Raw genomic sequence first — 14,645 nt, 5'->3', positions numbered from 1 at the left:
AGTATGATTAAAAAGCTATTGATAAGTTGTATCGTTTTTGTTCAGTTAACAGGATGTGTAGAAAAAACAACAGAAGTTAAAACTGAAAAAGGACCTAATGTTGTTCTTATACTAACAGACGATTTAGGAATTGGCGATTTAGGTTGCCATGGAAATCCTTGGTTAAAAACACCAAATATCGATTCGTTTTATAGTGAAGCTGTTCGAATGACTGATTTTCACGTGAGTCCTTTATGTACACCAACACGTAGTGCAATTATGACTGGGCAATATCCAATAAATAACGGTGCTTGGGCTACATTTAAAGGTAGAGATGCTTTAACTAGAAATACGCAAACAATGGCTAATATATTCAAAAATAACGGATACAAAACGGCAATGTTTGGTAAATGGCATTTAGGAGACAATTATCCTGTACGCCCAACAGATTGTGGTTTTGATACAGCAATTCATCATTTAGCTGGCGGCGTTGGTGAATTGTCAGATTATTGGGGAAATAGCTATTTTGATGATGTGTATTATGTGAATAATGAGCCAAAACAATTCGAGGGTTATTGTACCGATGTTTGGTTTAATGAAACCAAGAAATATATTGATAAAAACAAAGATAGTGAGCAACCATTCTTTGTCTATTTACCTACAAATGCACCACACGATCCATTGATAGTAGCCGAAAAATATGCAGAGCCTTACAAACAATTTGAAGGCAAAGAAATTATTAACGCCAATCTTTATGGTATGATTGCTAATATTGACGAGAATTTCGGAAAATTTGATGCATTTTTAAAAGATCGGAATTTAGATAAAAACACCATTCTTATTTTTATGAGCGATAACGGAACGCGTTATGGTTATAGTGCAGATGGTAAACTAGGTTACAATAGAGGTTACAGAGGTATAAAAGGAAGTAAATTGGAAGGCGGACATATTGCTCCATTTTTTATTCGTTGGCCAAATGGAAAAATTGAAGGTGGAAAAGATATTAATACACTTACGGCTCACGTAGATTTAGTTCCAACATTAGCAAAATTATGTGGACTTTCAATTCCGGAAGACATAAAATTAGATGGAGTTGATTTTTCTTCATTGTTGAAACCTCAAAGTGGTGAATTAGACGAAAGGACTGTATTTCTACATAACCGTCAAGATTGGAGACCTCCAATGGATGAAGATCAAACGTGTATTTTAAAAAATCAATGGCGTTTGGTAAACGGAAAGCAGTTGTATGATATAATAAAAGATCCAAAGCAGAAAAATGATGTTGCTGTCGAAAACCCAGAATTAGTAAAACAGTTGTTAGCAGATAATTCAGAATTTTTAAAAGCCACAAAACAAAATCCAATTTATAGTGAACTTCCAGTTCATGTAATTGGAAATGATACTCAAGAAGAAATTAAATTAACAATTCAACATGCCATTGGTGAAGGTGGAGGTATTTGGAAGCCAGAGCAAGTTTCCGAAGGAATGAAAAATATAAATAATACACATGCAATAGAAGTTGAACAAGATGGAGAATATCTAATTTCTTGTAGAAGATGGCCAAAAGAATGTTCAGGTCCAATTTGGGGAATTCCTGCAATAAATCCGAAAGGATTATTTAATTATAAATCAATACATCCAGATAAAGTTAGAATTCAAATTGCAAATCAAATTTTAGAAAAAGAAATAAAAGTTGATGATGAAGAAGTTCTATTTAAAGTTAAATTAGAAAAAGGAAAAACATTGTTAATAAATGATTTTATAGAAGGTGATAATATGTATGGAGTATACTATACATACATAAGTAAATTAAATTAATAGAAATCAAAAAGACCAAAATGAAAAAAGTAATTTTATTAATATTGACAAGTTTTAGTCTAGTATTAACTCTAAAAGCACAAAACCAACCAAATATTTTATGGATTGTAACAGATGACCATAGAGCAGATGCCATTGAGAGTTATAATAAAATATTAACTGGAAAAAAGAGTAGTGCTTTGGGGTATGTATCATCACCAAACATAGATAAGCTTGCATCTGAAGGTACATTTTTTATAAACGCTTACAACAATTCTCCAGCCTGCGGCCCTTCAAGAGGCTCCATGATTAGTGGTAGATATCCATTTAGAAATGGACATTATGGTTTTGAACAGAGTCATCAAGAACCAGATTTTGTAAAACCTACTTTCCCTCAAACTTTACAAAAAGAGGGTTATGTTACAACAGTATTTGGTAAAGATGGTGCCTATATTTTTAAATGGGGACCAGGTCAAGGTTTTAGAGATGCTGGCCATTATAATTATGAGGTTAGTTTTAAACACGATTTACAGAAACATGATATAGGTGATTTTTGGAATCAACCAAGGTATAAAAAAGGTACTTGGAAAAATTTAGGAACTGAAGAAAGAGTTAAATATTCAGATGGTACAATTGTTAATTTCTTAATTAGTAAAAAAGATGGAGAAATTTCAGCAGAAGATATTAAAAAGAAGAATGATGTTGAAAAAGAGTTTGAAATTTTAAGGTCGTATACCAGATACAATAAAGATTTAATAATTGGTGGTGAAAATCCACAACCTGCTGGAGAAACAATTGATGCTAAAATTGTTGAAGAAATGAAACTGTATTTAAAAAATGAAAATACAGAATTTAAAACAACGTGGGGAGAAACTCGAAAAGGAGTAAATCCAAATAAACCTCTACTTGTTAATTTAGGATTTCATTTACCTCATACTCCAGTTTTACCTCCAAAAGAATTTAGAGATAAATTCAAAAAGAAGAACTACAAAATTCCAACCTTTAAAGAAAGTGAATTAGATAAATTACCGCCTCAAATTCATCAATTATACAGAAACTTGAATTTCAGTAAAATGACGAATAAAGAGAAGCAACAAGCAATTCAAGATTATTATGCCTTTTGTGCTTATGGAGATGCTTTAATTGGTGAAGGAGTTGAAGCTTTTAAAAATTATTGTGAAAAGAATAATCAAGAGTATTTAATCATTTTTACTGTAGGTGATCATGGTTGGCAATTAGGAGAACAAGGAATTGAAGCTAAATTTGGACCTTGGGATAAATCTACAAATGGCGCTATGATTGTGGTTTCATCAGACAAAGCAAAAGTTCCAGAAGGGTTAGTTCAAAAACAATTGGTAGAATATGTAGATATTGCGCCAACAATTCTTTCAACTTCAGGAGTTGATATTTCAAGTGAAAAGTATAATTATTTAGATGGTGTAAGTTTATTTGATTTTATAAATAACAATAAAGAAAAGCGTGATTATATAATTGGAGAAATAAATTTAGTTGCAGGTCATCGTGCTTATTTAAGATCAAGAGATTTTGCGTTTTCAATGCGAACAAGAACTTGGGCTAAAAATAGAGAACCAAACGAAAATATAAAATGGGCTTTAAATTGTCCAGTTGAAAAAGCGGAATTGGTTTTATATGATTTAAGAAAAGATCCAAATGAACGTAACAACGTTGCTAATGATAAAGCTTACAAAGAATTAGCTGTTTGGTTTAGAACTAAACTTGGAAATATTGTTTTAGGTGATGGTCGTGTTGAATGCGATTGGTCAAAGGCCAATACCTATAACATTAGTAATTTTGCTGAAGGAGCTCATAATGGAAAATTAGATATACCATCTGAAATTATTCCAAACAATTAATAAAAAAATAGATATAATTTTTTAAAATGAAACTAAAAAAAACAATATTAAAACTACTTTTTGTATTAGTATTAGGTAGTTCGGTTTTTGCACAAGAAAGGGTACACGATTTTAATTTTGATTGGAAATTTAAATTAGTAGAAGATACAACAATTCCAACCCAAATTCCTTTAGAAGATTCAAAATGGAGAGATATTCGTTTACCACACGATTGGAGTGTAGAACACTCTTTTAGAGATGATTTAGAAGGTTGTACAGGCTATTTACCCGGTGGAGTTGGAGTGTATCAAAAACATTTTAAAACTCCAATAAATATAGCCAATGAGAAAGCTTATGTTTTGTTTGATGGTGTATATTGCAACGCTACATTTTGGTTAAATGGGAAAAAGTTAGGTGAAAATCCATATGGTTATTCTCCAGCATATTTCGATTTAACTAATAAATTAAAAGCTGATGGTTCAGATAATATTTTAACTGTTCATGTAGATCACTCTAGATATGCTGATGGAAGATGGTATACAGGAAGTGGTATTTACCGAAATGTACAACTAATCACAACTAACAAATTGCACATTCCAATTTGGGGAACATATGTAACAACTCCTGAAATTTCAGAAGAAAATGCAATAGTGAAATTAGAAACTAAAGTTAAAAATGACTCTAAAAAAAGGTCGAAATTTACGTTAGCAACTGAAATTTATGACGCTAATGGTATTTTGGTTGCAAGTAGTAAAAGTGAATCTAAATTATCTTCAAGTAAGGAAATTGCTATTGTTCAGAATATAAATGTTGAAAATCCAAAATTATGGGATTTAGACTCTCCAAACATGTACAAAGCAGTTACAAAAGTAATTGTTGCTGGAAAAACAGTTGATAATTATACAACTCCATTTGGTTTTAGAACAATTAAACATATAAAAAATGATGGTTTCTTTTTAAATGGGAAATCAACATTTGTAAAAGGTGTTTGCATTCATCATGATGGTGGTTTAGTTGGAGCTGCAGTTCCTAAAGGTGTTTGGAAACGTAGATTGCAAGCTTTGAAGGATGCCGGAGTAAATGCAATTAGAACTTCTCACAATCCATTTTCTCAAGAGTTTTACGATTTATGTGATGAAATGGGATTATTAGTGCAGGCTGAAATTTTTGATGAGTTTGACAATCCAAAAGACAAACGTTGGAATATGCAAGAAAGAAAACAAGATGATATTACAGATGGATATACAACAATGCACTTTCAAAAATGGGCAAAGAGCGATTTAACTCGCTCTATGTTAAGGGATAGAAACCATCCATCTATTTTTGAATGGAGTATTGGTAATGAAATTGAATGGACATATGAACACTATCGCCATGTAAGTGGTTTATGGGATCCTGGAGCAAAGGGTTATTGGAACAGATTGCCTAATATTTCAGCAAAAGAAATGCAAGAACGTTATAAAAACTTACCAGACAGAAAATATAAATTAACAGAAACAGCTCAAAAATTAGCAAATTGGACACGTGAAATTGATAACACAAGACCAGTAACTGCAAATTTAATTATCCCTGTAGCTAGTTTAGCTTCTGGATATGCGCAAACTCTTGATATTGTAGGTTTTAGTTATCAAATTAAACAATACGATTGGAGTAAGAAAAATTACCCTAATCTACATTTTACTGGTAATGAAAATGCTGGAACTTGGGAAGAATGGAATTCAATTATAGAAGACCCAATGATATATAGTATGTACATGTGGACAGGTATAGATTATTTAGGTGAAGCTAATAATAAATGGCCTCAAAAAGGTTGGGATGGAGATATTTTAGACTTTGCTGGGTTTAAAAAAGTAGGTTGGGATCATTTCAAAACAATATGGGTAAATAAACCACATATCTCTTTAGGAACGTATCCAGTTAAAGATTCGTTAATGGTTGATCCATTAAGTGGAAAAGTGAAAATTACTTCTCCTAAATTTTTAAAGTGGAATAACCAAAGAGCTCAAAAAATTTGGAATTATAAAAAGGGACAAACTATTATTGTTGAAGTTCCTAGTAATTTGCCAAAAGCAGAGTTATTATTAAATGGTAAATCTTTAGGGTGGAGAACTTTAAGTGGAAGTCCTGATAGAATTTTACGTTGGGCAGTTCCATATGAGCCAGGAATTTTAACAGCTAGAGCGGGATTTGATGGTCAAGAGGTTGAAGTTGAGTTAAAAACTACCACTCAACCAGTAAAAATTGAATTAACAGTTGATAAATCTGAATTAGATGCAGATGGATATGATGTAGCTCATATTATTGCACAATTAGTAGATAAAGATGGTAACCATGTAAAAACAACAGAAGTAAATTTAACTTTTGAAGTTGATGGCGATATAAAGGTTTTAGGAGTTGACAATGGTTCAAATACAAGTATTCAAGATTATCAAACAAACACATTAAAAACAAGTAAAGGTAGAGCACTATTACTAGTTCAGTCTTTTAAAAAATCAAGTTTAGTTAAAATTAAGGCAAGTTCAACAGAGTTTAATAGTAATACTATTCAAATTCAAACTAAATAAATTATAGACATAAACCAATTGGTAGAACTGTAATTGAAAATTTTATATACTAAATAAAACAATTATATAAACAATATGAAAACAAAAAAAAACTTTTTATTAATTACATTAATAGTTATTTGTTCATTCACAATATATGCTCAAAAAAAGAAAAATATTGTATTCCTTTTTGCAGATGACGCAGGTTACCACGATTTTGGTTTTCAAGGAAGTAAAACGTTTAAAACACCAAATTTAGATAAGTTAGCTTCAGAAGGTGTTGTAATGAAACAAGCTTATACAACCGCTGCTGTATGCGGACCTTCAAGAGCTGGTTTATTAACCGGAAGATATCAACAACGTTTTGGTATAGAAGAAAATAACGTGCCAGGTTATATGAGTCAGTCTTCAAAATTATTAGGTGATGAAATGGGAATGCCTTTGGATGAAAAAACCATTGCCGATTATTTGAAACCATTGGGTTATACATCACAAATTTTAGGTAAATGGCACTTAGGAAATGCTGAGAGATACCATCCTCTTCATCGTGGTTTTGATGAATTTTATGGATTTAGAGGTGGAGCAAGAAGTTTTTGGCCATTAACACAAGCTCAAGCAGCAGATAGACCTGAAAATAGATTAGAGATTGGTTATGAAAAATACCAAGAAGCTAACAAATATTTATCTGATGCTATTGCTGATGAAGCTTGTGATTTTATTGAAAGAAATAAAAATAAACCTTTCTTTACCTATGTATCTTTTAATGCTGTGCATACACCTCTTCAAGCAACAAAAGAAGATTTAGCCAAGGTAAAAGGATTAACAGGTAAACGTAAAATTTTAGCTGCTATGACTATTGCTTTAGACAGGGCTTGTGGACAAATTTTAGATAAGTTAAAAGAGCTTGGTTTAGAAGAAAATACGCTAGTTGTTTTTTCAAATGATAATGGTGGTCCTGATGGTTCAATGACATGTAATTATCCGTTAAGTGGCTGTAAATCTAATAACCTTGAAGGAGGGATTCGTGTTCCTTTTATAATGAAATTGCCAAATGTTATTAAACCAGGAACTACATATAACAAACCTATAAGCATGTTAGATATGTTACCAACATTTGTGAATGCTGGTGGTGGAGATGCTTCAAAAATTAAAAATATAGATGGAGTTGATTTAATTCCTTATGTAACAGGAAAAAATAAAGCTGTTCCGCACGAAAAATTATTCTGGAAAAAAGAAAACAGAGGAATTATTAGAATGGGAGATTGGAAACTATTGAGGTTCCCAGATAGACCAGCAGAGTTATACAATATTGAAAAAGATGAAGAGGAAAATAATAATTTGGCATCAAAACACCCTGAAAAAGTTAGAGAAATGTTCAAGTATCTTTGGGATTGGGAATGTGAATTAGAACGTCCACTTTGGATGCTAAAACGTGTTTATGAAGAAAACGCAATGAAACGTATGGATGACAAACGTGTACCTGTTTTAGATTAAATAGCAATAATTTTATTTAGGTTCTTATATTAATCCCATTAATTATTTGTGCTTTTAGTATTCATAATTAATGGGTTTTTTACATTTATAAATGCACCTAATCAACTCTTTTTTAAAATAGTGTTTTTTAACTTTCAATTGTTAAGTGGTTGATAATTATTTTTTTAGTAGGTAAAACACACAAATTTAAAAGTATACAAACACTCTACAAATACAGATGTTTTTAGTATTCTCATAAAAAAAAACATACGTTTTAGTTTTAGACACATATAATCTTACACTCAATTTAACATTGTTTTAAATTGCATACTATTATTAATTTAAGCTCTTAAATAGACTTATATATGAAGTATTTCCACTTTCTATTTGGAATGTTAATTTTGTTTTATTCTTGTAAAACAGAACAGCAAAGTTCAAATAAAAATAGTATTACGTATAAACTACCATTAACATCAGATTTTTCGAATGTTGAAATAAATAAGACTAGAAATATACCTGATATGTCAGCTGTTTCACCAAATGGTCATAAAATCACAGTAAATAGTCAATATTTGACTTATAATGATAAACCTTGGATTCCTTCTTATGGAGAATTTCATTATCAACGTTATCCTGCTGAACAATGGGAAGATGCTCTTTTGAAAATGAAAGCACAAGGTTTTGATGGAGTTTCGGCTTATGTATTATGGATACTGCATGAAGAAATTGAAGGCGAATGGAATTTTTCTGGAAGTAATGATTTAAGACGTTTTATTAAACTTTGTCAAAAACATGGATTAAAGTTTTATGCACGTATTGGTCCTTGGGTAAACGGTGAATGTAGAAATGGAGGTCATCCAGATTGGTTAGTAAAAAGATTAGGAAATCCTAAAAACCCATTTGGAAACAGTGGTAGAGGAGGGAAATTACGAACAATGGATCCAGAATATTTAGCTTCAGTTGATAAATTATTCCAAAAATTAGCAGAACAAATGGAAGGCTTGTATTGGAAAGATGGTGGGCCAATTTATGCCATTCAATTAGATAATGAGTTTTCACACCACGTTTCAAAAGGAAGTCCAGCATTAATGGATTGGGAAAAAGAAACGGCTCTAAAATACGGTATGGAAGTTCCACTGTATTCTGTAACAGGATGGGCAGATGCTCCTTATACGCAAGATAATACCATTCCATCATATGGCTCATATGCCGATTATTTTTGGATTCCTGCGGATGCAAAACACGTACCTGAAGCATTTAGTTTTAGTATTTATAGAGCATCAAATGATGTTAATACAGAATTAAGTGATGGAGCTAAGGAAACTGAAGGAGTACAAATTTCATATGATTCTAATCCATATTTAACTTGTGAAACTGGTATTGGAATGGATATGGCATATCACAGACGAACAAATTTGGATAATTTAGATAATGGAGCACTTTCATTAGTTGAACTGGGAAGTGGCGCAAATGGGATTGGGTATTTTATGAATGTTGGAGGAAACAATCCAAAAGGTAAATTAACCTATATGAATCGTGATATTGAATCGGGTGCAAATGATAATGGTGTTATAAGTCGTGATTTTCAGGCTGCTATTGGAGAGTTTGGGCAAGTTCGTAAAAGTTTTCACGAATATCCTGTTCAGTTGAATTTTATAAGAGATTTTGGGCAATATTTAGCGCCTTGTAAAACATTTGTTCCTTCAGAATTAGATGAGTTAAAAGGATTTAAATTGGGTATGACTGAAAGGTTGCAAAGAGCTATTAGAACCGATGGTAAAAAAGGATTTATTTTTGTAAACAATCATGTAAAATTAGATACAGCTTATCAATTCAATAATATTCAATTTGAAATAAAGTTGAAGAATGAAACCTTAACAATTCCAGAAAAAGCGATAACTATTCCTGTTGATTCTTACTTTTATTGGCCATTTAATTTAACACTTCAAGAAACCACCATAAAATATGCTACTGCGCAACCTATACTTTCCTTAAAAGAAAGTAATACGTATGTTTTCTTTCAAAATGAAGGAATAGATGCAGAATTTGTGTTAGAAAATTCAATAGATGCTATTGTAAAATCTGAAAATGTTGAAGTTTCTAAATTAAAAGGATTTACAAAGATTTCAATAACTAAAGCAGGATTGAACTGTTATTTTGACATAAAGCAAAAGAATGGAAAAATAGTTCGATTTATTGTTTTGTCACAAAAACAAGCAAAGCAGATGTATAAAAATGAAGATAAATTATACTTGTCAAATGCGGAGGTACTAACATTTAATAATGTGAATAATTCAATTAATGTAATAAGTGAAAATATTGAAAATTCTGTTTGGGTGTATCCATCAAACATAATTGCTGATGTAAAAATTACAAAAGATGGTTTGTTTGATAAGTTTGAGATAAACTTTGAAAAAGTAGAAGTTCCTATTACGGTAAAAGAAACACAGAATGGTAAAAACTTAACGTTCAAAAATCGTTCAAACAACAGAAAGGTTAATAACAAAATTGCACGTCCACTAGATTCAGTTTGGCATAAAGGAACTGTTCTTGAATTAGCGTTTCCAAAAGGAATTCCTTTAAATGTAGAAGATGTTAGAGTTGTTGTAGATTATAAAGCAAGTGCGTTACGTTTTTATAAAAACGGAGCGTTTAAATACGACAATTATTACAACGGAAATGTTTGGGATATGAGTGCAAAACACTTGTTATCTGATTATAATTCTAATATGAAATTGGAATTAAAATTTCTTCCACTTCAACCTACAGATGCAATTTATATTGATGGTGTTTACTGGCCAGAATTAAATAATACAGAAAATGTATTAAACGTAAATAGTATAACAACTAAAGCTGTTTATAGTAAAAATTATAAATTAAAATAAAAAAATAATGAATAGATTAAAGTTTATAATATTAAGTATCACAACTGTTTTAATTTCAAGTAAAACAGTTTTTGCTCAAAAGCAACAACAGCCAAATATTTTGTTTGTATTGACAGATGATCAAAGATATGATTCAGTAAAAACTTTTAACAAAGCAATAGATGGGCAAGAGATGAGTAAGCTTGGTTATATTGAATCCCCAGAAGTTGATAAGTTAGCTGTTCAAGGTACAACGTTTATAAATACATACTGCCAAGCAACAGGATGTGCACCTTCTAGAGCAACTATGCATCAAGGGCGATATCCTTTTAGATCTGGTGTTTACGAATTTGAATATCATAACAATGTTGCTGAACATATGAAGCCTTCTTTTCCAGAACAGCTAGCTTCATTAGGTTATCAAACATTTCATGTTGGTAAATTGGGATATAGACTTAAGGGATTGGATAAAAATGGTAAATCTAAAGAGCATAAAGTGTATCAAACAGATATTAATTTTAGAGCTTTAGGACAACAAGGTTTAACAGATTATTCTGGCGGTGGCTGGTGGAAAGAAGTTGATGGTGTAAAATATGAGAATCCAATTAAAGATATGAATTTCTTTGTAACAGCAAATGGAGAATTCGAGTATATTTCAAAGCAATTAATTGAGCAAAACAAGAAGTATGCAAAAGTTCCTGAAGAAGTAACTAAAAAGTATGATCTGTTGAGACATTATAAAAAAGGGCAAAAAAAGTCTATGTATAAAGGAATGATTATTTCTGGAGTGAGCCCACAACCAGCAGGAAAAACACGAGATGGTTATTATGCATATTTTCTAAATGAATATTTAGTGAATGAAAACAAAGAATTTAATGCAGGAAAATTAAAATTTAAAGGTGTTGACCCTTCAAAACCTGTGTTTGCACATGTTGGGTTTGACTTTCCTCATACTCCTGTTTTGCCTCCTGCAGATTTTAGAGAGCGTTTTCAAAAGCACACTTATAAAATCCCAAAGGTTACAGAAAAAGAGTTGAAGACTATGTCAATTCAAATGAAAAAACTGGTTAATAATAAATATACCGATCATATGTCTGAAGAAGATTTACAAAAAATGATTCAGGATTATTATGCGTTTTGTGCATATGGTGATAAACTTGTAGGTCAAACAGCAAATGATTTTATTTCTTATAGCGAAAAACAAAATCAACCTTGGATGATTATTTATGTGTGTGGAGATCATGGATGGAAACTAAATGAGCATGGTGCAACTTCAAAATTCACACCTTGGGAATGGGACAGTCATAATCCAATTATTGTAGTTTCTTCAGATAAGAAAAAATTTCCAGCAGGAAAATTGGTTACAGAGTTTACAGAATTTGTTGATATTGCTCCTACAGCTTTAAGTGCAGCAGGGGAAGACTTAAATTCTGAAAAGTATAATTATATAGATGGACTTGATATGGCCAAAATTGTAGCTAATGAAGCACCTGTAAGAGATTATATAATAGGTGAAACACATGCCGTTATTGGGGCAAGAGCATTTATTAGAACTGCTGATTATGTACTATCATTAAAAACAAGACCATCCAAAAAAGAGGGCGAAAACATGAAATGGGCATTGTCAGCTTCATGGGAAGATCTTGATCCTGCGTTGTACGATTCTAAAAAAGATCCTCAAGAAATAAACAATGTAGCATTTGATAAAAAGTATCAAAAAGTTGCAAAAAAAATGAAAGATAAGTTATTGAATATTGTATTAGGGGATAATCGTGTAGAAGTTAATTGGGAAAAATGGGGAACTGGTACCAAAGTTTATCGAAGTAATTTTGCACCTGGATCTCACGATTATAAATTAAAATTAGAAAATATTAAGTAATGTTAAAATAGAATAATTTCACTTTCAATTAAACTTATAATCTTTTAAGTGAAAATATTATTAATGTTTGAAACAGTAAAGCAGCATTTAAATAGTTTTTTTTATAAAGTTTACTTTCTATTGGTGATGTAGTGATCCTGGTTATTAATTTGAAGTTCTTAATATTGGTTTTATGAGTTAAAATGATAGAGAAATACACTACACAATTTATATACAATAGTTATAAAAGGTCACATTTTTTTGATAAAGAATCATAAACATAAGTTTTAGTTTTATAGACATTCAAATCACTCTTCTATTAGTAGAAAATCTATCTTGCAGATAAGATATTTAAAAAATGTAAGCTTTATTATGAAAACAAATAACAGAATTTTATTCTTTGCTATAGTTTTACTATTTATAGGAAAAAACATTTCAGCTCAATCTACAAAGCAACCAAATATTCTTTGGATATTAACAGATGATCATCGTTATGATGCAGTTAGGTCGTTCAATAAAATGTTAACTGGTAATGAAATGAGTAAACTTGGTTATGTAGAGTCTCCACAAACAGATCGATTAACAGAAATGGGGACCACTTTTATAAATACCTATTGTCAAGCACAAGGTTGTGCGCCTTCAAGAACCTCAATGCATCTAGGACGATATCCTTTCCGTTCTGGTGTATATGAATTTGAATATTACAATAACAATGCTGAACATTTTAAACCTACTTTACCAGAACAAATGGAATCACTAGGCTATCAAACTTTACATATTGGTAAGTTAGGCGTTCGTATAAAAACAGTTGAAAACGGAAGAGCAAAACCTTATGAAATCTATCAAACAGATATAGGTCAAAAAACATTGGGAAAAGCAGGTTATACTGCTTGGGGAAAAGATTGGTTTTATAAAATAGGAGATACTAAATTTGATAAACCGTTAAAAAATGTAGAGTATTTTGTTACTCCTGAAGGAAAGTTAGAATATTGCTCATTTAAAACTGAAGAATTGGGACTTCAAAAGAAAGGAACAACCCAAGGAACTCTAAATAAGTATGATTTAATTCGTTTTACTAAAACTTATCGCGAAGCTGATGCAGAAGGAGGTATGATAGTTTCAGGAGTAAGTCCTAGAAAAGCTGGAAATACTCGTGATGGATTCTATCCAAAAATGTTAGATAAATTTCTAAAAAATGAAAACAAATCATTTGATGTTGGTTCAAAAAACTTTGATGGAGTAGATCCTTCGAAACCTGTTTTTTGTCATATAGGATTTAATTTTCCACATACTCCAGTGTTACCTCCAGCAGATTATCGTGAACGTTTTCAGAAAAAAGAATATAAAATTCCAGAATTTGATAAAGCGGAGATGAAAACAATGGCAAAGCAAATGCTAAAGCAAGTGAAAACTAATTATTCAAAAAATTATTCTGAAGAAGACCAAATTAAAATGATTCAAGATTATTATGCTTTTTGCGCTTATGGAGACGATTTAGTTGGGCAATCCGTTGATTCTTTTATTGAATATAGCGAAAAGCACAATCAAGAATGGTTGATTATTTATGTGCATGGTGATCATGGATGGAAATTACACGAACACGGAGCTGTTTCAAAATTTACACCTTGGGATGTAGACGCACACAATCCAATTGTTGTAATTTCTTCAGATAAAAACAAATTCCCTGCAGGAAAAGTTGTGAAAAATTATACTGAATTTGTAGATGTTGCACCAACGGCTTTAGCAGCTGCAGGTGTTGATTTAAAAACAGAAGCGTTTAATTATTTAGATGGTATGGATTTGGCAGCTGTAGTTTCAGAAAAAGCTCCTGTAAGAGATTATGTTATTGGAGAAAGTCATGCAGTTACTGGTCCTAGAGCATATATTAGAACTAAAGATTATGTGTTTTCAATGCAAACAAGACCTACTAAAAAACGTGGAGAAAATATGAATTGGGCATTAAATGCTACTTATGAAGAATTAGATCCTGCATTGTATGATATGAAAAAAGATCCGCTTGAAGTAAACAATGTTGCTTTTGATAAAAAGTATAAAAAGGTTGCTCAACAAATGAAAGAAAAACTAATCAATATTGTTTTAGGAGACAATAGAGTTGAAGTTGGTTGGGGTAAAAAAGCAGACGGAACAAAAATTTACAAAAGTAATTTTGCTCCTGGAGCGCACGATTATAAATTGAAAGTAAAAAAATAATTAGGTTATATTTTATAAAAAAGATGTAATACGTCATTCTGAACTTGGTTCAGAATCTCATCAAATT

General features: G+C 31.1%; 7 protein-coding genes. All 7 read left to right on the top strand.

Going from position 1 to position 14,645, the window contains the following annotated elements:
- Positions 1-3: 3 nt before the first annotated feature.
- The 7 genes from R3X25_RS11980 (at position 4) to R3X25_RS11950 (ending at position 14,578) form a co-directional block, all read left to right on the top strand.
- Positions 4-1,797, top strand: a complete 1,794-nt coding sequence (locus R3X25_RS11980) for an arylsulfatase (RefSeq protein ID WP_317675135.1) — start codon at positions 4-6, stop codon at positions 1,795-1,797.
- Positions 1,798-1,817: 20 nt separating this feature from the next.
- Positions 1,818-3,650 carry a sulfatase-like hydrolase/transferase gene (locus R3X25_RS11975; protein ID WP_317675133.1) on the top strand — a complete coding sequence of 611 codons (1,833 nt, stop codon included), beginning with the start codon at positions 1,818-1,820 and terminating at the stop codon, positions 3,648-3,650.
- Between the two features lie 26 nt (positions 3,651-3,676).
- Positions 3,677-6,193 carry a glycoside hydrolase family 2 TIM barrel-domain containing protein gene (locus R3X25_RS11970; RefSeq protein ID WP_317675131.1) on the top strand — a complete coding sequence of 839 codons (2,517 nt, stop codon included), beginning with the start codon at positions 3,677-3,679 and terminating at the stop codon, positions 6,191-6,193.
- 75 nt (positions 6,194-6,268) lie between these two features.
- On the top strand, positions 6,269-7,666 hold the full coding sequence (locus R3X25_RS11965; protein ID WP_317675129.1) for a sulfatase: 1,398 nt from the start codon (positions 6,269-6,271) through the stop codon (positions 7,664-7,666).
- Positions 7,667-8,010: 344 nt separating this feature from the next.
- Positions 8,011-10,530 carry a beta-galactosidase gene (locus R3X25_RS11960; protein WP_317675127.1) on the top strand — a complete coding sequence of 840 codons (2,520 nt, stop codon included), beginning with the start codon at positions 8,011-8,013 and terminating at the stop codon, positions 10,528-10,530.
- Between the two features lie 7 nt (positions 10,531-10,537).
- The gene (locus tag R3X25_RS11955) at positions 10,538-12,388 is read left to right on the top strand and encodes a sulfatase-like hydrolase/transferase (protein WP_317675125.1); all 1,851 of its coding nucleotides are present in this window, start codon (positions 10,538-10,540) and stop codon (positions 12,386-12,388) included.
- Between the two features lie 351 nt (positions 12,389-12,739).
- Positions 12,740-14,578 carry a sulfatase-like hydrolase/transferase gene (locus R3X25_RS11950; protein ID WP_317675123.1) on the top strand — a complete coding sequence of 613 codons (1,839 nt, stop codon included), beginning with the start codon at positions 12,740-12,742 and terminating at the stop codon, positions 14,576-14,578.
- Positions 14,579-14,645: the final 67 nt, after the last annotated feature.

The sequence above is a fragment of the Lutibacter sp. TH_r2 genome (genome assembly GCF_033101135.1).
Classification (GTDB): domain Bacteria; phylum Bacteroidota; class Bacteroidia; order Flavobacteriales; family Flavobacteriaceae; genus Lutibacter.
Note: the sequence above shows the minus strand (reverse complement) of the source record. Positions and strands in the feature narration are given on the sequence as shown.